This is a genomic window from Geothrix rubra, from assembly GCF_030268065.1.
GTDB lineage: Bacteria > Acidobacteriota > Holophagae > Holophagales > Holophagaceae > Geothrix > Geothrix rubra.
In genome coordinates, this window is sequence record NZ_BSDD01000004.1 from 189,682 (window position 1) to 208,571 (window position 18,890).

Annotated in this window: 18 protein-coding genes; 10 read left to right on the plus strand and 8 right to left on the minus strand. The window is 72.3% G+C overall.

Features of this window, described 5'->3' with window-relative positions; all coding sequences use genetic code 11:
- Positions 1–13: 13 nt before the first annotated feature.
- From QSJ33_RS11325 to frr, 3 genes are all read right to left on the minus strand, one after another.
- Positions 14–793: a TSUP family transporter gene (locus tag QSJ33_RS11325; protein WP_285726154.1), complete on the minus strand. Its 780-nt coding sequence runs from the start codon at positions 791–793 to the stop codon at positions 14–16.
- 70 nt (positions 794–863) lie between these two features.
- Positions 864–1,592, minus strand: a complete 729-nt coding sequence (locus QSJ33_RS11330; RefSeq protein ID WP_285726156.1) for a hypothetical protein — start codon at positions 1,590–1,592, stop codon at positions 864–866.
- 444 nt (positions 1,593–2,036) lie between these two features.
- Positions 2,037–2,606 carry a ribosome recycling factor gene (gene frr / locus QSJ33_RS11335; protein WP_285726158.1) on the minus strand — a complete coding sequence of 190 codons (570 nt, stop codon included), beginning with the start codon at positions 2,604–2,606 and terminating at the stop codon, positions 2,037–2,039.
- Between the two features lie 93 nt (positions 2,607–2,699).
- Here frr and QSJ33_RS11340 point away from each other — a divergent pair, with 93 nt between their 5' ends.
- Positions 2,700–3,587: a dienelactone hydrolase family protein gene (locus QSJ33_RS11340; protein WP_285726160.1), complete on the plus strand. Its 888-nt coding sequence runs from the start codon at positions 2,700–2,702 to the stop codon at positions 3,585–3,587.
- Positions 3,588–3,648: 61 nt separating this feature from the next.
- Here QSJ33_RS11340 and aceA read toward each other — a convergent pair whose 3' ends face one another.
- On the minus strand, positions 3,649–4,926 hold the full coding sequence (gene aceA / locus QSJ33_RS11345; RefSeq protein WP_285726163.1) for an isocitrate lyase: 1,278 nt from the start codon (positions 4,924–4,926) through the stop codon (positions 3,649–3,651).
- Positions 4,923–6,566 (minus strand): malate synthase A, encoded by a 1,644-nt coding sequence (aceB, locus tag QSJ33_RS11350; RefSeq protein ID WP_285726165.1) that lies wholly within the window; start codon positions 6,564–6,566, stop codon positions 4,923–4,925. The genes aceA and aceB overlap by 4 nt, the downstream gene beginning before the upstream one ends.
- Positions 6,567–6,707: 141 nt before the next feature.
- On the opposite strand from aceB, the gene QSJ33_RS11355 reads away from it, so the two are divergent.
- Entirely contained in the window at positions 6,708–8,153 is a 1,446-nt protein-coding gene (locus tag QSJ33_RS11355) for a helix-turn-helix domain-containing protein (RefSeq protein WP_285726167.1), read from the plus strand.
- Here QSJ33_RS11355 and QSJ33_RS11360 read toward each other — a convergent pair.
- The 3 genes from QSJ33_RS11360 to QSJ33_RS11370 form a co-directional block, all read right to left on the minus strand.
- Positions 8,126–9,247: an acyltransferase family protein gene (locus tag QSJ33_RS11360; protein WP_285726170.1), complete on the minus strand. Its 1,122-nt coding sequence runs from the start codon at positions 9,245–9,247 to the stop codon at positions 8,126–8,128. The two genes, QSJ33_RS11355 and QSJ33_RS11360, sit on opposite strands and share 28 nt — an antisense overlap.
- A 168-nt stretch (positions 9,248–9,415) precedes the next feature.
- The gene (purM, locus tag QSJ33_RS11365; protein ID WP_285726172.1) at positions 9,416–10,453 is read right to left on the minus strand and encodes a phosphoribosylformylglycinamidine cyclo-ligase; all 1,038 of its coding nucleotides are present in this window, start codon (positions 10,451–10,453) and stop codon (positions 9,416–9,418) included.
- Between the two features lie 45 nt (positions 10,454–10,498).
- The gene (locus tag QSJ33_RS11370; protein WP_285726174.1) at positions 10,499–12,709 is read right to left on the minus strand and encodes an IPT/TIG domain-containing protein; all 2,211 of its coding nucleotides are present in this window, start codon (positions 12,707–12,709) and stop codon (positions 10,499–10,501) included.
- Positions 12,710–13,043: 334 nt separating this feature from the next.
- Between QSJ33_RS11370 and QSJ33_RS11375 the strand changes: the two genes are divergently transcribed.
- The 8 genes from QSJ33_RS11375 (at position 13,044) to QSJ33_RS11410 (ending at position 18,878) form a co-directional block, all read left to right on the plus strand.
- Positions 13,044–13,721, plus strand: a complete 678-nt coding sequence (locus QSJ33_RS11375) for a hypothetical protein (protein ID WP_285726176.1) — start codon at positions 13,044–13,046, stop codon at positions 13,719–13,721.
- A gap of 58 nt (positions 13,722–13,779) precedes the next feature.
- Entirely contained in the window at positions 13,780–14,343 is a 564-nt protein-coding gene (folE, locus tag QSJ33_RS11380; protein ID WP_285726178.1) for a GTP cyclohydrolase I, read from the plus strand.
- Between the two features lie 83 nt (positions 14,344–14,426).
- Complete coding sequence (locus QSJ33_RS11385; RefSeq protein ID WP_285726180.1) at positions 14,427–16,400, plus strand: fibronectin type III domain-containing protein; 1,974 nt, start codon at positions 14,427–14,429, stop codon at positions 16,398–16,400.
- 119 nt (positions 16,401–16,519) lie between these two features.
- Complete coding sequence (locus QSJ33_RS11390; RefSeq protein WP_285726182.1) at positions 16,520–16,840, plus strand: hypothetical protein; 321 nt, start codon at positions 16,520–16,522, stop codon at positions 16,838–16,840.
- Positions 16,841–17,023: 183 nt separating this feature from the next.
- Positions 17,024–17,335, plus strand: coding sequence for a YciI-like protein (locus QSJ33_RS11395; protein WP_285726184.1), 312 nt, complete (start codon positions 17,024–17,026; stop codon positions 17,333–17,335).
- Positions 17,336–17,425: 90 nt separating this feature from the next.
- Entirely contained in the window at positions 17,426–17,812 is a 387-nt protein-coding gene (locus tag QSJ33_RS11400) for a DoxX family protein (RefSeq protein ID WP_285726186.1), read from the plus strand.
- Positions 17,813–17,929: 117 nt separating this feature from the next.
- Complete coding sequence (locus QSJ33_RS11405) at positions 17,930–18,538, plus strand: DUF2239 family protein (RefSeq protein WP_285726188.1); 609 nt, start codon at positions 17,930–17,932, stop codon at positions 18,536–18,538.
- Entirely contained in the window at positions 18,531–18,878 is a 348-nt protein-coding gene (locus QSJ33_RS11410; RefSeq protein WP_285726190.1) for a GIY-YIG nuclease family protein, read from the plus strand. The genes QSJ33_RS11405 and QSJ33_RS11410 overlap by 8 nt, the downstream gene beginning before the upstream one ends.
- Positions 18,879–18,890: the final 12 nt, after the last annotated feature.

Consider the following 18,890-nt stretch of genomic DNA (forward strand, 5'->3'; position numbering starts at 1 on the left):
CCAGGATACCCGGTCAGGCGGTCCCGCGAAGGACTTGCCAGCCCAGCCGGAGGATGAGGGCCCCCACCACGGCGATGAACACCGCCCGGACCCACCGGCTGCCCCGGGTGAGGGCCACGTGGGCGCCCAGGTAGCCCCCGGCGCCGTTGGCCACGGCCATGCTGAGGGCCACGGTCGGCAGCCAGCTGCCCCGCAGGACGAAGAGGCCCATGGCGGTGATGTTGGAGGCCCAGTTCACGGCCTTGGCCAGGGCCGAGGACCGCAGGAAGTCGAACCCCAGCACCGCCACGAAGAGGAAGATCAGCACCGAGCCCGTGCCCGGCCCGAAGAATCCGTCATAGAAGCCCAGGCACACGCTGATCAGCGCCGCCAGCCCCCGCTGGTGGGCCAGGCCGAAGCGGGGCGCATGGAGGCTCCCCAGGTCGGGCCGGAGGAGCGTGAAGGCCAGCATGGCCACCAGGAGCCCCAGCATGAGGGGCCGCAGGAAATCGGCGTGCATGTGGTAGGTGAGCCAGACGCCGCCGGCGGAGCCCAGCCCCGAGGCCAGCACGGGCAGCACCATCTCCCGCCAGTCCAGGGCCCTGGCCCGGACGAACTTGCCCGCCGCCAGGGTGGTGCCGGTCACGGCCACCACCTTGTTGGTGCCCAGCAGCGTGGGCAGCGGCGTGCCCGCGGGCAAGCCCAGCAGGAGGGCCGGCACCGTGATGAGCCCCCCGCCCCCCACCACCGCATCGATGAAGCCCGCCAGCAGCGCGGCGAGCATGAGGAGGAGCAGGGCGGGCAGGGACGGCATGGGATCGGACCTCGGAAGCAGGCGTCGGGCCCGGATTCCGTACGGCCGACCTAGGGCATCCTAGCAAGCCCTACCGGGGGCGGAAATCGAACTGGAAGGTCTGCGGGCCCAGGGGGAGCCGGAGCGCGACCTTGCCGGCCCGCCGCGCATCGAGGTGGAACACCACCTTCCCCCGCAGGCCGTAGCCGGGGTCCAGGGTGGTCTTCCGCACGCAGTCCTCCTCCCAGTGGCGCCGCTGGCCCTCGAGTCCCGAGAGGCGCGCGTCCGATTGCCGGTCCGCCGCATCCAGGTCGCGGGTGGTCTCCCGGCTCTCCTGGCGCACCTCCCGCTGCTCCCGGGCGCTCCGCTGGGTGCTGGCCGAGAGGGCGTCCCCCAGGTCCGCCAGGAGGAAGAGCCCCCGGAAGGCGCTGGTGGTCCCCTTCGCCGCCTGCTCCGCGGCGCTGGCCCGCCCGAGCTGCTGGATCATCACCTCCGGATCCACCGCGGCATACTCCCGCGGCGCCAGGGAGCCCTCGGGCAGGTCGCCCAGCACGCACTGGAAGCGTTCCGGCGCCACGAGCACGGGCGCGGTCCCGCGGTTGGCCACCACCACGTCGAACAGGAGGGCGCCCGGGCCGGCCTCCTCGAAGGCCGCCCGCACCTCCAGCCCGCCCTGCGCCTCCTTCAGGTAGGCCTTCCCCCGCAGCCAGCGGTCCACCGGTTGCACGGGCTGGAGCTGCGGGTTGGGCTCCGGCGGCCGGACACAGCCGGCCAGGAGGCCGAACACCAGGGCGGGAAGGAGGCGGACAGAAGGGCGCATGGAGGCCTGCGGGAGAGGGTTTGCCCCATCTTGGCCGGGCCTGGACAAGTCGGCAACCTGCGGGGGCGGTCCACTTGCGAGGCCATTCTCCACCCCAGGTGATGCTCACCGGTGCGGGTCCCCCGGACGGTCCACTCGCGAGGCCATTCTACACCCCAGGTGATGCTCACCGGTGCGGGTCCCCCGCTCGGGACCGTCCCCCGGACGGTCCACTCGCGAGGCCATTCTCCACCCCAGGTGATGCTCACCGGTGCGGGTCCCCCGCTCGGGACCGTCCCCCGGACGGTCCACTCGCGACCCGCATCCGGTTCGCGGTCCCGGCTCCGCGCGCTGCACTGCAGCGCGGCCACGCATGCGGATCCGTCCCACCCCGACGTGACTCTGACCCTCGCCGGGTCCCGGCTCCGCGCGCTGCACTGCAGCGCGCTCCGCCACCCGGCGGGGTCAGACCTTGAGGATCTCCGCTTCCTTGTGCTTGAGGGCCTCGTCCACGTCCTTGATGTGGGCGTCCGTGAGCTTCTGGATGTCGTCCAGGGCCTTCTTGGCGGCGTCCTCGGAGAGATGGACCTCCTTGTCCTTCTCCAGCTTCTTGATGTCCTCGTTGGCGTCCCGCCGGATGTTGCGGATGCCGGTCTTGATCTCCTCGCCCAGCCGGTGCAGCACCTTCACCAGCTCCCTGCGGCGCTCCTCCGTGAGCATGGGGATGGGGAGCCGGATCACGTTGCCGTCGTTGGACGGATTGATGCCCAGTTCGGACTTGAGGATGGCGGTCTCCACGGCCTTGATGGCGCTCTTGTCGAAGGGGGTCACCACCAGCATCCCGGACTCCGGCACGGACACCGTGCCCATCTGGTTGAGGGGCACCATGGATCCGTAGTACTCCACGTGGACGTTGTCCAGGAGGCTCGCGTTGGCCCGGCCGGTGCGGATGGTGGCCATCTCCTTCTTGAGCGCGTCGAGGGAGCCGTGCATCCGGCGCTTGGTTTCCTGGAGGATGGTGTCGATGGCGGGCATGGGTACCTCGGAAGTCTGGAAGCTCTCTTTTATACCGTCCAAAGTCCATTGGCTAGGCGTGATACAGTGTGGCACCCAAGCCCAGAGGTCCCCATGCGCCCTTCCCGCCTGATGGTCCCCCTCGCCCTCGTGGCCCTGGCCGCCCCGGCCCAGGCTGCGACCCGGATCTCGGATCCCTCCGCGACGGAGATGACCCTCACCACCGCCGACGGCTTCGTGCTGAAGGGCACCCTGGCCCTGCCGCCCGCCAAGGGCAAGGTGCCCGTGGTGATCCTGGCCCACCAGTTCCATTCGGACCGCTCCGGGTGGGCGCCCCTGACCGAGAAGCTCCACGCCCGCGGCATCGGCACCCTGGCCCTGGACCTCCGCGGCCACGGCGCCAGCACCCAGAAGGACGGTGCCGAGGTGAAGGTCACCGACGACTTCGCGGCCTCCGCCAAGGCGGTGGGCTTCGACAAGATCCCCGCCGATCTCGCCCAGGCCGCCGAGTGGGCGCGCAAGCAGCCGGGTGTGGACGGCCGGCGCCTCGGCCTGGCCGGGGCCAGCGTGGGGGCCTTCTCCGTGCTCCTCGCCGAACCCAAGGTGCATCCCGTGGCCGTGCTGAGCCTCAGCCCCGCCGGCAACCCGGCCTTCGGGGACCAGGCCTCGGCCGACCTCAAGGCCGCCATCCTCAAGGGCCAGGCCTCCGTGCTGGTGCTGGCCGCCGCGGACGACAAGGGCGCCTTCGACAACGCCCAGGCCATCAAGGGCCTGCCCGGCGTGGAGGTCCTGGCCAGCGAAGGCAAGGCCCACGGCTTCGATTTCTTCAAGGACCGCACGGACACCATGGCTGTCTTCTTCGGCGAGTACCTGACCTACCACCACATCGGCCAGCGCCTCGCCCCCGCCGGGAAGAAGGCCGAGGGCAAGCCCACCGACGGCAAGACCGTCATCAACGAGAAGACCCTCGCCGAGAAGAAGGCCGCCGCGGCCGCCAAGTAGCCCCATCCCCGGTACGCGGAGAGGCCGCCCGAGCGGGCGGCCTCTCGGTGTACGGACGGGGCTAGTGGAACTGCTGGGCCTCAGTGGAGCCCGCCAGGGCCAGGGTGGAGGCCAACCCGCCGCTGACGGCCTGGGCCACCTCGTCGAAGTAGCCGGTGCCCACCTCGCGCTGGTGCTTCGTGGCCGTGTAGCCGGCGGCCTCGGAGGCGAACTCGGCCTCCTGCAGGCGGGAATAGGCGGCCATGCCCTCGTCGCGGTAGGCGCGGGCCAGCTCGAACATCCCGTGGTTCAGGCTGTGGAAGCCCGCCAGGGTCACGAACTGGTACTTGTAGCCCAGGGCCGCGAGCTCCTGCTGGAAGCCCGCGATCTCGGCGTCCGAGAGCTTCTTCTTCCAGTTGAAGGAGGGCGAGCAGTTGTAGGCCAGCAGCTTGCCGGGGAACTCGGCGTGGACGCCCTCGGCGAACCTCCGCGCCTCCTCCAGGTCCGGCGTCGAGGTCTCGCACCAGATGAGGTCCGCGTAGGGCGCGTAGGCCTTCGCCCGGGCGATGGCCATGTCCACGCCGCCGGTGATGCGGTGGAAGCCCTCGGGCGTGCGCTCGCCCGTGAGGAAGGGCCGGTCCCGCTCGTCCACGTCGGAGGTGATGAGGCGGGCGGAATCGGCGTCCGTGCGGGCGATGACGAGGGTGGGCACGTCCAGCACGTCCGCCGCCAGGCGGGCGGCCACGAGGGTGCGGATGAAGTGGCCCGTGGGGATGAGCACCTTGCCGCCCAGGTGGCCGCACTTCTTCTCGCTGGAGAGCTGGTCCTCGAAGTGCACGCCCGCGGCGCCGGCCTCGATCATGCCCTTCATCAGCTCGAAGGCGTTCAGGGGCCCGCCGAAGCCCGCCTCGGCGTCCGCAACGATGGGCAGCATCCAGTCGCGGGTGGGGGTGCCCTCGGCGCTGTCGATCTGGTCCGCCCGCAGGAGGGCGGCATTCAGGCGCTTCACCAGGGCCGGCACCGAGTTGGCGGGGTAGAGGCTCTGGTCGGGGTAGGTCTGGCCCGAGAGGTTGGCGTCCGCCGCCACCTGCCAGCCGGAGCAGTAGATGGCCTTGAGGCCCGCCTTGGCCATCTGCACCGCCTGCCCGCCGCTGAGGGCGCCCAGGGAATGCACGTAGCCCTCGCCGTGGATCAGGCGCCAGAGCTTGCGGGCGCCCAGCTGGGCCAGGGTGTGCTCGATGCGCACGCTGCCGCGCAGGCGACGCACCTGGTCGGGGCCGTAGGGGCGCGTGATGCCGGCCCACCGCGTGGCGAGGAAGTCGTCGTCGATGGGGGGGACGGGAAAGAGCGGCGCGTTCATGCGGTCACCTCGAGGATGAAGGGTTGGAGCAGGCGGCCGTAGGCCGGGAGGGTGAGGAAGGGCGCGGGATCGGGGTCCAGCAGGAGGGTCTCGAAGAGGTCGGCGGCGTCGCCGTAGCGGCCGTCCAGGAAGGCGTCCAGGCCCACTTCGGCCCGAATCTGCGCCAGGGCCTCCTGGATCCACATGTGGAAGAGGGAGGGCGAGAGGCGCTCCCCGTCGTCCAGCACGGCCTCGTGGTGGAGCCACTGCCAGACCTGCATGCGGCAGATCTCCGCCGTGGCGGCGTCCTCCATGAGGTGGTCCAGGGGCACACAGCCCTGGCCCCGGAGCCAGGCCTCCAGGTAGCGGAGGCCCACGCGCAGGTTGTGGCGCAGGCCGGCCACGGTGCGGGTGCCTTCGGGGATGCGCAGCAGGTCGGCCTCGGCCACCTCGCCCTCGGGGATGCGGGGCAGCTGGTTCGCCTCCGGCATGTGGGCGTCGAAGACCGCCTGGGCCTCGGCCACCAGGCCGGGGTGGGCCACCCAGGTGCCGTCGCAGCCGTCCTGCACCTCCCGGAGCTTGTCCGCCTGCACCTGGGCCATGGCCCGGGCATGGGCCGCCGGATCGGTCTTCACGGGGATGAAGGCGCTCATGCCGCCCATGGCGTGGGCGCCCCGGCGGTGGCAGACCTGCACCAGGCGCCGGGCGTAGGCCCGCAGGAAGGGCTGGGTCATGGCGATCTGGGCGCGGTCCGGCAGCAGGGCCGAGGCGTCGGCGCGGAGGGTCTTGATGAAGCTGAAGATGTAGTCCCAGCGGCCCAGGTTCAGGCCCGTGGCGTGCTGGCGGAGCTCGTAGAGGAGGCCCTCCATCTGGAAGGCCGCCGGCAGGGTCTCGATGAGCAGGGTCACCCGCACGGTGCCCTCGGGCAGGCCCAGGGCCGCCTGGGCCAGGAGCAGCACCTCGTTCCACCAGCGGGCCTCCGCGGGGTCCTCCAGCTTGGGCAGGTAGAGGTAGGGGCCGGTCCCCCGCGCCACCAGCTCCCGGGCGTTGTGGAAGAGGAAGAGCCCCGCATCGAAGAGGCAGGCGGGCACCGGGCGACCGTCCACCCGCAGGTGGCGCTCCTCCAGGTGGAGGCCCCGGGGCCGCACCATGAGCACCGCCGTGCGGTCCTTCAGGGCGTAGCCCTTCCCGCTGGCGGCATCCTGGAAGCAGAGCCGGCGGCGGACGGCGGCGTGCAGGGCGGCCTGGCCCTCCAGCAGGTTCGCGGGCAGCGGCGCGAGGCTGTCCTCGAAGTCCGCCATGTAGACCTTCGCGCCGCTGTTGAGGGCGTTGACGAGCATCTTCGGTTCCGGGGGGCCCGTGATCTCCACCCGGCGGTCCAGGAGGTCCGCCGGGGCCGGGGCCACCTGCCAGTCGCCGGAGCGGGCGGGATGCCCCGCCGGCAGGAAGCGGGGCCGCTCCCCCGCGTCGAAGCGGCGCTGACGTTCCCGGCGCTCGGCGAGCAGGATGTCCAGGGGGGCCCGGAAGGCGCGGACCAGGCCCGTCACGAAGGCCAGGGCCGCGGGGTTCAGGAGGGCCGCATCTTCCGGCCCGAAGCCGTCGTCGCGGGGACCCAGGGGGCCGTCCCATTCGACGCCTGCGGGGAAAAGAGGTGTGGACATGGGTTGCCTCCGGGTGGCCTGATGTCAAAGATTGACCTACAATTCACTCGAGCAATGAGTAGCTGGTTTGATTGGGGTTAATCTGAATATTTCAGTCAATTTGTTCGTCACATCTTGTCAATTCATGTAAAAGGGGATTCTATGCCCGCCGCCGCTCCCGCCAAGCCCGCCGCCCGCCTGGGCGCCAAGATCCGCCTCCTCCGTCGCCAGGAGGGGCTCAGCCAGGTGCAGCTGGCCGAATCCCTGGGCATCAGCCCCAGCTACCTGAACCTCATCGAGGGCAACAAGCGGCCCCTCACGGCCCCCCTGCTCATCCGCCTGGCCCAGCAGTTCCATCTGGACCTGAAGGCCCTGGCCCCCGAGCAGGACCAGCGGCTGGCGGAGGACCTGCTGGAGGCCTTCGGGGATCCGCTCTTCGAGCCCCTCGGCCTCCAGGCCCAGGAAGTGCGGGAGCTGGTCCAGAACAGCCCCCAGCTGGCCCGGGGGGTCTTCGAGCTCTACCGCGCCTACCAGCACGCCCAGGAGGGCCTGGAGAGCCTGTCCGCCCGCCTCAGCGACGGCCAGGGCTTCGATCCCGAGGCCACCCGCCTGCCCTCGGAGGAGGTCAACGACTTCATCCAGCAGGCCATGAACCACTTCCCCGACCTGGAGACCGCCGCCGAGTCCCTCTGGGCCGAGGGGCACCTGAACCCGGACGCCCTCTATCCCGGCCTGGTGGCCGCCGTGGAGGCCCGGGGCCTGAAGGTGCGGGTCCACCGGGCGGCGGACGGCCCGGGCCTCCTCCGCCGCTACGACCCGGAGCGCCGGCTCATCAGCCTCTCGGAGCTGCTGCCCCTCCGCAGCCGGGCCTTCCAGCTGGCCCACCAGCTGGCCCTGCTGGACCACAGTGCCCTGCTGGACGCCCTGGCGGACCATCCCCTGCTCCGCATGTCCAGCAGCCGGGCCCTGGCCCGGGTGGCCCTGGCCAACTACTTCGCAGGGGCCGTGCTCATGCCGTACGAGCGCTTCCTCCAGGCGACGAAGGCCGAACGCTACGACATCGAGATCCTGGGCCGGCGCTTCCAGGCCAGCTTCGAGCAGGTCTGCCACCGGCTCACCACCCTCCGCCGGCCCGGCGCCGAGGGCGTGCCCTTCCACTTCCTCCGCATCGACATCGCCGGGAACATCTCCAAGAGCTTTTCCGCCACGGGCATCCGCTTCGCCCGGTTCTCAGGCGCCTGCCCCCGCTGGAACGCCCATGCCGCCTTCCTCACGCCGGGCCTGGTCCGCACCCAGGTGAGCGTCATGCCTGACGGCCGGAAGTACTTCTGCATCGCCCGGACCATCCAGAAGGACACGGGCGGCTACCGGGGCCAGCACGCCACCCAGGCCCTGGGGCTGGGCTGCGACATGGGGCACGCCAAGGAGCTGGTCTATGCCGACGGCGTGCGCCTGGACCAGCCCCCCGTGCCCATCGGCGTCACCTGCCGCCTCTGCGAGCGCACCGACTGCGAACAGCGGGCCTTCCCGCCCCTCCAGCAGGCCCTCAAGGTGGAGGAGAACCTCCGCCGCACCAGCTTCTACGCGCGGATCGAGTCCGGCGCCTGAGGCGGGCGTTCGCCCCGCCCCAGCTTCCCCAGCGGCTCCTCGATCCAGCGGTGCGCCAGGGCCGCGGCGGCCACGGCCAGCAGCAGGGCCGAGGCGAACCCGGGCAGGCCGCCCAGGTGCGGCGCCACCAGGCGATAGGTGAACGGGTGCAGCAGGTAGAGCCCGTAGCTCCAGTCCCCCAGCCGCGAGAGCCCCGCAGTCAGGCCGGCCAGGGCCCGTCCGCGGGGCCCTGGCGGGAATGTGTCCGGCCCCAGGTTGCGGCTGAAGGCCGCCAGGGCCACCAGGCCCGTGACGACCAGGAGGTAGCGGTAGCGGCCCCAGCCCGTGAGGGCCGCCAGGTGGTCGAAGAACTGGGGCGTGGGCTTCACCAGGATCCAGAGGAGGGGCAGGGCCAGGAGCAGGGCCCGGGCGGCCGGCAACCGCCGCTTGGCATCCGCATGCAGGCCCGCCAGCAGCCCGCCCCAGGCCAGGAGGAAGACCTGGTTGGGCGCCAGGACGTAGGTGTGGAAGCGGTTCCAGAGGGGCTGGCCCATGACCCCGTGGAGGGTGGTCGGCAGGCTCCAGAGCCAGAGCCCCAGGGCCAGGGCTGCCAGGAAGGGGAGCCCGCCCTTCGCCCGCAGCCAGGCCAGGGCCGGGTAGGCGATGTAGAGCAGGGCCACCAGCCCCACGTACCAGCCCCCGGTCACCAGGGCGAGGTTGGGCTGGATGAGGCCGAAGAGGAGCGTGGCGTTCTGCAGGATGCGGAGTCCGGTCGGCTCGGGGCCCATCCCCAGGCGGAAGGCCAGGTTCAGGGCGCAGGCCAGGTAGAAGATCGGGGCCAGCCGGAGGAACCGGCGCAGCCAGAAGCGGCCCAGCCCCTCGCGGCGCAGCCGCTCCCAGGGTGCCGTGCGGAAGAGCAGGAAGCCGCTCAGCACGAAGAAGCCCGACACGCTGTAGTTGCCCAGCCGGGCCATGGCGATGTTGGCCCCGCCGCCGGACTCCGAGATGTTGAACCACACGCCCAGGTGGTACACCGCCACGCACACGGCCAACAGACCCCGCAGCGGGTCCAGCAAGCCCAGGCGGGCGGGCGCCTTCACGGACGGCTCGGACACGGAACCCCCTGGTGGATTGGGACTCCGACCAGCATACGGGCTCACCTTCCAACCCAAGAAAGAAACCGCGAAGGACGCGAAGGAACGCGAATCAAGAGCGCGCTGCTGCCCGGCCAATCCCCGTTCGCGCGCCCGGAGGGCGATTCGCGCCATTCGCGGTTAAAAAAATCAGCGGTACTTCACCACGCCGGTCCCGGCGGCGAGCTCGCCCAGCACCCACGCGGGCTCCTCGGCCTCGTGGAGGGCATCGAGCACGGCCGGGGCCTGGTCGGCCTTGGCCACGAGCACCATGCCCACGCCCAGGTTCAGGGCCTGGCGGGCGTCGTCGAGGGCCAGGCCGCCCTTCTCCATGAGGAAGCGGAAGAGGGCCGGGATCTCCCAGCTCGCCGTGTCGATGACGGCATCCAGGTGCTTCGGCAGCACCCGGGGCAGGTTGTCCGTGAGGCCGCCGCCCGTGATGTGGGCCATGGCCACCAGCTTGTCGGCCTGCACCAGGGGCAGCACTGGGGCCAGGTAGCTGCGGTGGACGGCCAGCAGGGCCTGGGCCACGGTCCGGCCCGTGCCCGGCAGGGGGTCGTCCACGCCCAGCTTCTCCAGCTCGAAGCAGACCTTGCGGGCCAGGGAGTAGCCGTTGGTGTGGAGGCCCGAGCTGGGCAGGCCGATCAGCACGTCGCCCGCGGCCATGGCGTCCAGGCGCGGCAGCAGGTGGTCCTCGTCCACCACGCCCACGATGGTGCCGGCCACGTCCACCTCGCCCTCGGCGTAGACGCCCGGCATCTCGGCCATCTCGCCACCGATGAGGGCACAGCTCCCGGCCTTGCAGGCCTCGGCCATGCCCTTCACGATCTGCTCGACGGTGCCCGGCTCCAGGCGCTGGGCGGCCACGTAGTCCAGGAAGAACAGGGGCCGGGCGCCCTGGACCAGGATGTCGTTGATGCAGTGGTTCACCAGGTCCTGGCCCACCGTGTCCCAGATGCCGGCCCGGCCGGCCACCTTGGTCTTGGTGCCCACGCCGTCCATGCTGCTCACGAGGATGGGCCTGGCCTCGGGGAAGCGGGCGTCGAAGAGGCCGCCGAAGAGGCCGAGGTCGCTGCGGACCCCGGGGGTCTTCGTGGCCTTCACGAGGGGCTTGATCCGGCGCAGCGCGTCGTCCTGGCGGCTGATGTCCACCCCGCTGGACGCGTACGTGACCTTGGCCTCGCTCATGGCACCCCCCGAATCCGCCATTTTCGCATCAAGGCCGGGGCATTCCTACTGCGAAGGCCGCATCCAGCGAACCCCCTGGACCTGCACCCCGTCACAGGCCAGGAACTCCAGGTCCCGGCGGTCCGTCCAGACCCGGCCGGCCCCGCCCCGCTGGAAGCCCAGGAGCTCGCCCGTGGCGGCGTCCCGCACCACCACCAGGGGATGGCGGGCCCCATCCCAGACCAGCGCCACGGCACCCCGCTCGTCCGTGACCTGCACGGGGGCCTCGGGCGCCCCCGCCCGCAGGGGCAGGGCGGCCGGACGGACGCTCCGGGCCCGCTCGACGCCCCCCTCCAGCACGTGGACGCTCGCCAGGTCCCCGGGGGCCACGGCGCCCAGCGGGACGATGAAGCTGAAGCTCCGCAGCCTCCCGCCCGGGGCGTCCGCCACCTCCTGGGCCTGGAAGTCCGCCGCGAGACGCAGCGCGCCGGCGGCATCCCGGGCCTCCCAGCGGAAGGGGCCGGGGGCGGGCGGCGCCGGCGGGGCCTTCACCGGGATCAGCGGCTGCAGCACCATCCGGTCCCCCTCCAGGTGGCCCCACACCAGCAGGCCCTCGATCGCCGGGGCCGGGACCGCCTGCAGCGGGTAGACCTTCCGGTAGAGGAGGACGCCCTTGTACGTGTAGTCGCTCACCCAGTCCGGATCGCAGTAGCCCATGATGTCCGCGTAGGCCGCGGCGGCCTTGGGTGCCGGGGTGCTGGCGGTGGCATCCCACCCTGTCACGCCGAGGTGGCCCCCCGCGTAGTCGCCGGTGGTGGGGTAGCTGGGGTCCGCGTCCGTCACGGCCCCGCAGGGCGCGTGCAACCGGCCGAAGTTGTGCCCCACCTCGTGGGCCAGCACCCCGGCCCGGCTGGCGGACTTGTCCCAGCCGAGGGCCACGGCCTGCTTCACCCAGCCCAGGCCGGCGATGCCCGAGCTGTAGGCGGGGTTCACCACGCCGAAGTAGTGGGCGGGCTGCCCGTCCGCGTTCCACCGGGCCGTCACCTCGTCCAGCACCGTGCTCCAGGCGGTGGCGTCGCTGGTGAGGACGCCCACGGAGCTCGTCAGGGGCGGCCCCACGTCCGCGTCGAGGGCATCCGGAACGGGATGGATGCGCCGGGCCAGGGTCAGGTAGGAGGCCACGGAGCTGGCGTCGACCGCCCCCGTGCGGCCATCCCCCGTGGTGACGGGCAGGAGGCGGATCCGCCAGGCGGTCAGCGATTCCACGGCCAGCGCCAGGGGGGTGCCGCCGGGGGGGAACCGGTTGTTGGTGCGGTCCGCCTCCGGGTAGACCCCGCCGGGATCCACCTGGGCCAGCACGGTCAGGCCGGGCTGGATCCAGCTCGCGGGCACGGCGGCGTTCCAGGAGGCGGCGGCGTCCGGCTCGTTGATGCGGGTGGGCACGGCCGTCGCGCTGGCGGGGATGTCGAGGGTGTGGACCGCGCTGCCGGTCTGGAAGGTCACGCGCACCGAGGGCTGCGCGGCGTTCGCCTCGTTGGCCTTCGCGAAGACCCGCACCCAGGCGCTGCGGTTCGCCACCAGGCCGACCGTCGCCGGGTAGGTCTGGGTGCCCTGGGTGAGGTAGAGGCCCTCGATGCTGAGGTCCAGGGTGGGCGTGGCCGTCACCGTGAAGACCGCGGCGCCGGTGGCCGTGCCCCCGGGGGTGGTGACGGCCACCGGACCCGTGACCGCCCCGGCGGGAACGGTGGCGTCCATCCGGGTGTCGTCGACCACGGTGAAGGCCGCCGCCACCCCGCCGAAGGTCACCGCCGACGCCCCCAGGAAGCCGGAGCCCGCCAGCGCCACGGCGGTGCCCGGGGGGCCCGACGGGGGGCTGAAGGCCGTGAGCGTGGGCGTTGGCGACACGGCCACCGTGAAGGCCGTGGCCGTGGTGGCGGTGCCGCCCGCCGTGGTGAGGGCGATGGGCCCGGTGGTCGCGCCGGGGGGCACCGTGGCCTGCACCTGGGTGTCGCTCCGCACGGCATAGGCCGTGGCCGGCACCCCGCCGAAGGCCACCCGGGTCGTTCCCGAGAGGGCCGTGCCCGTGAGGGTGACGGCGGAGCCGACCACGCCCGAGGTCGGGCTGAAGCTCGCGAGGGTGGGCGCCGGAAGGGGGGCCGGACCGCCGCCACCCCCGCCGCCGCAGGCCTGGCACATCAGGCCCAGGAGCAGGGCCAGGAGCGTCACCGCTGGCGCCCACCGGTACCTGCGGAGGCCCCTGCCACGCCCAGGACCCATGACGCACCTCGGCCATCGGGGAAGGCCCGGAGCCCGCCCGCCCGTGCCTCAGTATCCGTTCCAGCGGCGGCCCCGGCCATGCGCCGGTTCAGCGGAGCCCCGGGTCGGGTCGGCCCCCGGGCCTCAGCCCAGCAGCACCCAGATCAGGAAGCCCGTCGCGGTCGCGATCCAGACCCCCAGCATCACCTTCCGGGAGGTCCGCGGCGCAGGATGGACCATGGGCATGGGGGCCTCCTCGTCCTTGGATGCCCCGAACGCCCCCGAAGTTGGCCGGAATCGGCGTCGGCCCGGAGGACCGGACCCCGCCTGGAAAAGGCCTATGCTTGGGGGAGCCATGGATCCTCTCCGCGTCGAGGCCCTCGGATCGGCCCTCCTGAATGTCCCCAGGCTTCCCCTGGCGATTCCCAAGCCCCAGGCCCCCACCCCGGAGGCGCCGGGCGTGGCGGCCCAGAGCCAGCTCCAGGCCCTGGCCCAGGGCTGGCCCCTGCTCCAATCGGCGGTCCAGTCCACCCTCCAGGCGGCGGCAGCCCAAGCGGTGCCGGCGATCCCGGCCACCGATTCCATCCAGAGCTTCACCAGCGCCCTGGCGGCGGCCCTGACCCCCGCCCAGGCCACGACGACCGCCTCCAGCGCCACGGCCGCCCCGGCCGAGTCGGGCACCGCCACTCCCATCCCCGCCACGGCCGCGGCCGCCACGGCCACGGAGGCCCTGACGACCACGACCCCCGTCGAGACCGGCGCCAGCGCGGACTTCGCCCTCCTGACGGCCCTCCGCTTCGGGGCGGGCGTCAACCCCCTGGGGGCCCCGGCCTTCAACGCCGCCGACCTGGGGGCCACCCTGGTGCGGGATGCCGCCGCCGTGCCCCGCCTGCCGAACCTGCAGCCCCAGCCCGGCCGACCCGGCCCCGAGGACTTCGCCCGCCTCCTCCAGACCCAGGCCCCCCAGGTGATCCAGGCCTACCGGGCGGTCCCCGCCGCCCCCACCGCCGCCGGGATGGACCTGCTGGCCTGAGCCCCGCCGGCAGCTCCGGGCGGGAAGGGGAGCCACGCGGATGTAGACTGTCCGGACCATGGCCACGCCCCCCCTCCCGAAGGTCGACCGTCCTGCCGCCGAGGCCGCGGTCCGAGCCCTGCTCCTGAGCCTGGGCCAGGATCCCGCCAGCCCCGAGCTGGCGGACACGCCCTCCCGGGTGGCGGAGTTCTGGAGCGAGCGCCTGGCGGGCTACGCCATGGATCCCGCCGCCGACCTGAGGCCCCTGCCCGGTGTCCTGGCCCCCGTGCCCGTCATCCTGGAGCGCATCCCCTTCGTGAGCACCTGCGAGCACCACCTCGCCCCCTTCGAGGGCCACGCCACCGTGGGCTACCTGCCCGGCGAAGGAGGCACCGTGGGCCTCAGCAAGCTCGTGCGCGTGGTGCAGGCCTACGCCTGGCGCCTGCAGGTGCAGGAGCGCATGGCCCAGCAGATCGCCGAGGCCCTGGAGACCCACCTCCGCCCCGCCGCCTGGGGCGTCCAGCTCGTGGCCGTCCACACCTGCATGGCCCACCGCGGCGTGAAGACCCCCGGCGTCCCCGTGCGGACCACCCTGCTGGGGGGGACCTGGGCCCAGAACCCGCCGCCCCCGTTCAGGGGGTGATCCGGGCCCGTTCGGGGCCCTCCAGATCAAAGGACCCTTGACGCGGGTAAGCTGGCCTCCGCTGCTCACCTGCGAGGTCAATCATGAATCGGATCTGGGGCCTGGGCCTGGCCTGCTGCCTGGCGCTGTTGTCTGCCTGCGGGGGGAGCGGATCCGCTGCGCCCCCTGTCCAGGCCGGGCCCGGACCCGTCCAGCTCAGCGCGTCCTACGATCCCATCCTGCTCCAGGTCACCCTCACCTGGGTTCCACCCGCCGGGACCTTCGATGGCTTCAACCTCGAAGGCCGGATCGGCACCGGCCTGTTCTCGCAGATCAACACGACCCTCATCCCCAGCAGCGTGACGCGTGGGACCCTGACCTTCTCCACCCCGCCGCCGGAACTCCAGCCCCTCGATTTCCGCATGTTCGTCGTGCGCAATGGCCTCGAGGGGGCCGCTTCCAATGTGGCCGCGATCCAGCTCCCCCTGGATGCGCCGACCGCCCTGAGCGCCGGCTTCGTCCCGGCCGACGGGGGGGTGCTGGTCACCTGGGGCACTCCCTCCCAGCTGGCGGATCACTACGTCCTCGAACGGGCCCTCTGCGACCCCTCGGGCAATCCCACCGGGCCCTGGACGAGCCTGCTCCTGGGGAACCCCATGGCCTCCCAGTACGTCGACACGGACGTGTCCGAGGTCCAGGGCTACCTCTACCGGGTCACGGCCTGGCGCGGCGACCTCGCCAGCGCCGTGGCGGGACCGACCTCCCGGGTCGCCATCCCGCCCTTGGCCCCGACCGCCTTCGCGGCCCAGGCCCTCCCCGCCGCGGTGAACCTCACCTGGATCAACCACAGCCAGACCGCCACCCAGATCCAGATCACCCGGAGCCCCGCGCCTCCCGGGGGCTCGGGCATCCTGGCCACCCTGCCCGCCTCGGCGACCTCCTACCAGGACACCCAGGTGCCCATGGGGTTCTACACCTACGGGATCAACGTCTCGGATGGCCAGAACACCACCACGGGCCCGACGGTCCTGGGCGTCCCGGCCAATGCGGCCGGCTCCCCCCTCCTGTCCATCTCCCCCTTGGCGGGCGCCAGCGCCCAGGTCAACACGGCCGCGCTCTCCCCCAGCGGCCTCTGGGCCTTGGGCACGACCACGCCCTTCACCGTCTTCCCCGCGGCCTGGGGCACCTGGACCACCTGGGCTCCCACCAACGTGCTCTTTGCCAACCCCGGGAGCTTCCTGGCGCTGGATGGCCAGTCCCTGCCCCATGCCCTCTACCTGACGTCCACGGCCACCTCCATCGACCTGACCCACGCCTGGTCCGATGGCCTCGCCTGGCACACCGAGATCGCCCTGGCGATGACGGCCAGCGGCAGCACCCCTCCAGCCTTCTGCCTGGACAAGGCGGGCACTCCCCAGGTGCTCATGGACACGGGCACGGGCGGGATCATCCCGGGCCTGACCTACACGCACAAGGTGTCCGGCGCCTGGGTCCTGGAGCCCCTCGCGGCGGCGGGCACTTCGGATACCTACAACGGGAACCCCCGCCTGTTCCTGGATGCCGCCGACACTCCCCATGTGCTCGTCCCCACCTGGACCAACACCCGCGAGTACAGCCGGAACGCGGACGGCACCTGGGCCTACCAGCCCCTGCCGGACACGCGCCCCTGGGGCGGGGGCTACGCCTTCGAGGACGCGGTGTGGGCCGACGCGAACACGGCCTGGTCCTTCTACCAGGTGATGGACCCGAACAACCCGCTGCACGATGTGGTCTATGCGGTCCAGAAGGTGAACGGCACCTGGCAGACACCCGTCCTCCTCGCTTCCTTCGCCCACAACGGCTTCCCCCAGGGCTCCGTGGCCCTCTCCCCGGACGGGACCCGGGCCGTCGTGGTCTTCGCCACGACCACCGACCTCCGCCTCTACACCCAGACCCCCCAGGGCTGGATCGAAACCCTCCTGCCCGTCACCAACCTGAGCTACCCCTGGTTCAAGGCCGCTTTCGACAGCGCCAACCACCTGCACATCCTCGTGAAGCCCTCCGTCTACACCACGGACCTGATGGACCTGCACGAGTAGACAGGCCCACCCGGGCATTCGGACCAGTCCCTCCACCAGGCCCGCCAAGTCACCCTCCAGGCGCAGGTGAGGGCCGGGATGGACAAGCCCTGACCACCGGCTTCCGCTACGCTGCTCCCATGCCCCTGCCCACCTCCGAACTGAAGCTCGGCTACGAGCTGTTCTCCAAGCTGCTCACCTGGGCGGCGGGGAAGCGGTCGTCGAAGCGGCTGGAGGCGCTGAAGTCCGCGGCCTTCCAGGAGCTGCTGAAGGGCGACGGGGCGGACCTGGACCTGGTGGCCTCGGTGCTCCGGGAGATCCACAAGGCCAAGGACACGTCGGCCAAGGCCATCCGCCTGGAGGGCCTCTTCGACCAGGCCGCGCAGCCCCCGGCCCGGAAGCCCGAACGCCGGAAGAAGGCCGCGAAGGCCGCCCCGAAGGGCGCCAAGGACAAGGCCTGACCCCGAGGGAGGCCGCCCCCCCCGGATCGAGGTTCGCGGCGCTCCGGATCGGCTCGGGGCCCCGCAAGGCCGCGTCGTTTTTTATCCAGCCCTTCTCAACATTTCGCCTCCCCCGCCCCGGCGGATCTGCCTCGAAGGCCTATGTTTCCCATCAACAGGCGGGTTCTTCGGGAAGGGGGCGCCATGTACTACCTTCTGAGATATGAACTCGGCCCGGGCTATGTGGAGCGCCGGGAGCAGTACCGCCAGGAGCATCTGGCCCTGGCCCGGGAGGCCCACCTCCGGGGGGATCTGGTGATGGGCGGCACCCTGGCGGATCCCGTGGACCAGGCGGTGTTCCTCTTCCAGGGCGATTCGGCCGCGCCGGCCTCGCGGTTCGCCGCGTCGGACCCCTATGTCCTCCACGGCCTGGTGCGCCACTGGCAGGTGCGCCCCTGGGTGACCGAGGTGGGCATGGAGGCAGGCGCCACGACCCACCCCCACACCCACATGTAGGACCGGGTCTTCGGTGGCGGTGCCCACACGTGGCCTTCCCTTCCGGGCCGGCCGGTGCAAACTGTCGGCACAACCATCCCGGAGGAGACGATGAAGGCCCTCGCTCGGTTCTCGGACCCCACCTATGCCCTGCTGCGGATCGTCACGGGCTTCCTGTTCGGCTTCCACGGCCTGCAGATCCTCACGGGCTGGCAGATGCCGATGCACGTCGCCCTGGGCTCCCAGCTGTGGATCGGCGGCCTCATCGAGCTGGTGGGCGGCCTGGCCATCCTGCTGGGCCTGCAGACGCGCTGGGCGGCCCTCCTGTGCAGCGGCACCATGGCGGTGGCCTACGTCCAGTTCCACTGGAAGTTCGCCTTCGGGACCCAGTTCTGGCCGGCCCTGAACCAGGGCGAGATGGCGCTGGTCTACGCCTTCCTCTTCCTCTTCGTGGCCTGCCGGGGCGGCGTCCAGTGGTGCCTGGACCGGGCCGACTGAGCCTCGCGGACGGGCGGACAGGCGCCGGATCAAGGCCATGATTTCACCCGGATGCAATTGACGGGATGATTTTATCCGGATAAATTACCTCCGTTCGATCCGACGGAGGCGACCGACATGGAGGAAGACCGCACCAGGCCCTGCACGGCCTTCCAGGGGCCCCAGCGCCTCGCCTCCGGGCCCCTGCCGGAGGTGACCCTCGCCGTGAAGGCGGTCCACGACCGGGGGACCTCCGCCCCGCTCCTGACCTTCGACGACGCCACCGGCCGGGTGATCGAGCTCGACCTGCGGGGCACGGCCGAGGACGTGGCGGCGCGGCTCCTTCCCTCCCCCGCGGAAACGGGCGGGGCCGCGGTCCCGCGGGGCCGGGGGCGCCCGAAGCTCGGGGTGGTCGCGCGGGAGGTCACCCTCCTGCCCCGGCATTGGGAATGGCTGAACGCACAGCCCGGCGGCGCCTCCGTGGCCCTGCGCAGGCTCGTCGAGCAGGCCCGGCAGGCGGGCCGCGGGCAGGACCGGCGCCGGGAGGCGCAGGAGGCCGCCTACCGGTTCATGTCCGCCCTGGGCGGCGACGAGCCGGGCTACGAGGAGGCGCTGCGCGCCCTGTTCGCCGGCGACCGGGAGGCCTTCGCGTCGAGCCTCGCGCCCTGGCCCGCCGATGTGCGGGCGCATGCGCTGCGCCTGGCGACGCCGGCCTTCCCCTCGGAGGCGGAGGAGCCCCATGCCTGAACCCTTCGACCGCAAGGCGGCGCTGCGGGCCTACAAGGAGCGCCGGCCGCGCCCCGGCATCTACGCGGTCCGGCACACCGCCTCCGGCCGCGCCTGGGCCGGCGCGGCCCAGGACCTCGACACCACCCGGAATGGGCTCTGGCATGCGCTCCAGGCCGGCCGGCACCTCGACCGGGGCCTGCAGGCGGCCTGGGCCCGCGAGGGGGAGGCCGCCTTCGAGTATGTGATCCTGGAGGTGCTCGAGGAGGCCATGAGCCCGCTGGTGCTGAAGGAGACCCTCAAGGCCCGGCAGGCCGAGTGGGCCCGGCTGCTCGCGGAGGCCGGGGGCGGCGGCCGGTGAGCCCCCCGGGCC

Bases quoted from the DNA above. Each gene is read 5' to 3' on its own strand.
- frr (WP_285726158.1), bottom strand. From the start codon at position 2,606: ATGCCCGCCATCGACACCATCCTCCAGGAAACCAAGCGCCGGATGCAC.
- QSJ33_RS11410 (WP_285726190.1), top strand. From the start codon at position 18,531: ATGCCTGAACCCTTCGACCGCAAGGCGGCGCTGCGGGCCTACAAGGAG.
- aceB (WP_285726165.1), bottom strand. From the start codon at position 6,566: ATGTCCACACCTCTTTTCCCCGCAGGCGTCGAATGGGACGGCCCCCTG.
- QSJ33_RS11405 (WP_285726188.1), top strand. From the start codon at position 17,930: ATGGAGGAAGACCGCACCAGGCCCTGCACGGCCTTCCAGGGGCCCCAG.
- QSJ33_RS11370 (WP_285726174.1), bottom strand. From the start codon at position 12,709: ATGGGTCCTGGGCGTGGCAGGGGCCTCCGCAGGTACCGGTGGGCGCCA.
- folE (WP_285726178.1), top strand. From the start codon at position 13,780: ATGGCCACGCCCCCCCTCCCGAAGGTCGACCGTCCTGCCGCCGAGGCC.
- QSJ33_RS11395 (WP_285726184.1), top strand. From the start codon at position 17,024: ATGTACTACCTTCTGAGATATGAACTCGGCCCGGGCTATGTGGAGCGC.
- QSJ33_RS11400 (WP_285726186.1), top strand. From the start codon at position 17,426: ATGAAGGCCCTCGCTCGGTTCTCGGACCCCACCTATGCCCTGCTGCGG.
- QSJ33_RS11340 (WP_285726160.1), top strand. From the start codon at position 2,700: ATGCGCCCTTCCCGCCTGATGGTCCCCCTCGCCCTCGTGGCCCTGGCC.
- QSJ33_RS11390 (WP_285726182.1), top strand. From the start codon at position 16,520: ATGCCCCTGCCCACCTCCGAACTGAAGCTCGGCTACGAGCTGTTCTCC.
- QSJ33_RS11325 (WP_285726154.1), bottom strand. From the start codon at position 793: ATGCCGTCCCTGCCCGCCCTGCTCCTCCTCATGCTCGCCGCGCTGCTG.
- QSJ33_RS11330 (WP_285726156.1), bottom strand. From the start codon at position 1,592: ATGCGCCCTTCTGTCCGCCTCCTTCCCGCCCTGGTGTTCGGCCTCCTG.
- QSJ33_RS11375 (WP_285726176.1), top strand. From the start codon at position 13,044: ATGGATCCTCTCCGCGTCGAGGCCCTCGGATCGGCCCTCCTGAATGTC.
- aceA (WP_285726163.1), bottom strand. From the start codon at position 4,926: ATGAACGCGCCGCTCTTTCCCGTCCCCCCCATCGACGACGACTTCCTC.
- QSJ33_RS11385 (WP_285726180.1), top strand. From the start codon at position 14,427: ATGAATCGGATCTGGGGCCTGGGCCTGGCCTGCTGCCTGGCGCTGTTG.
- QSJ33_RS11355 (WP_285726167.1), top strand. From the start codon at position 6,708: ATGCCCGCCGCCGCTCCCGCCAAGCCCGCCGCCCGCCTGGGCGCCAAG.
- purM (WP_285726172.1), bottom strand. From the start codon at position 10,453: ATGAGCGAGGCCAAGGTCACGTACGCGTCCAGCGGGGTGGACATCAGC.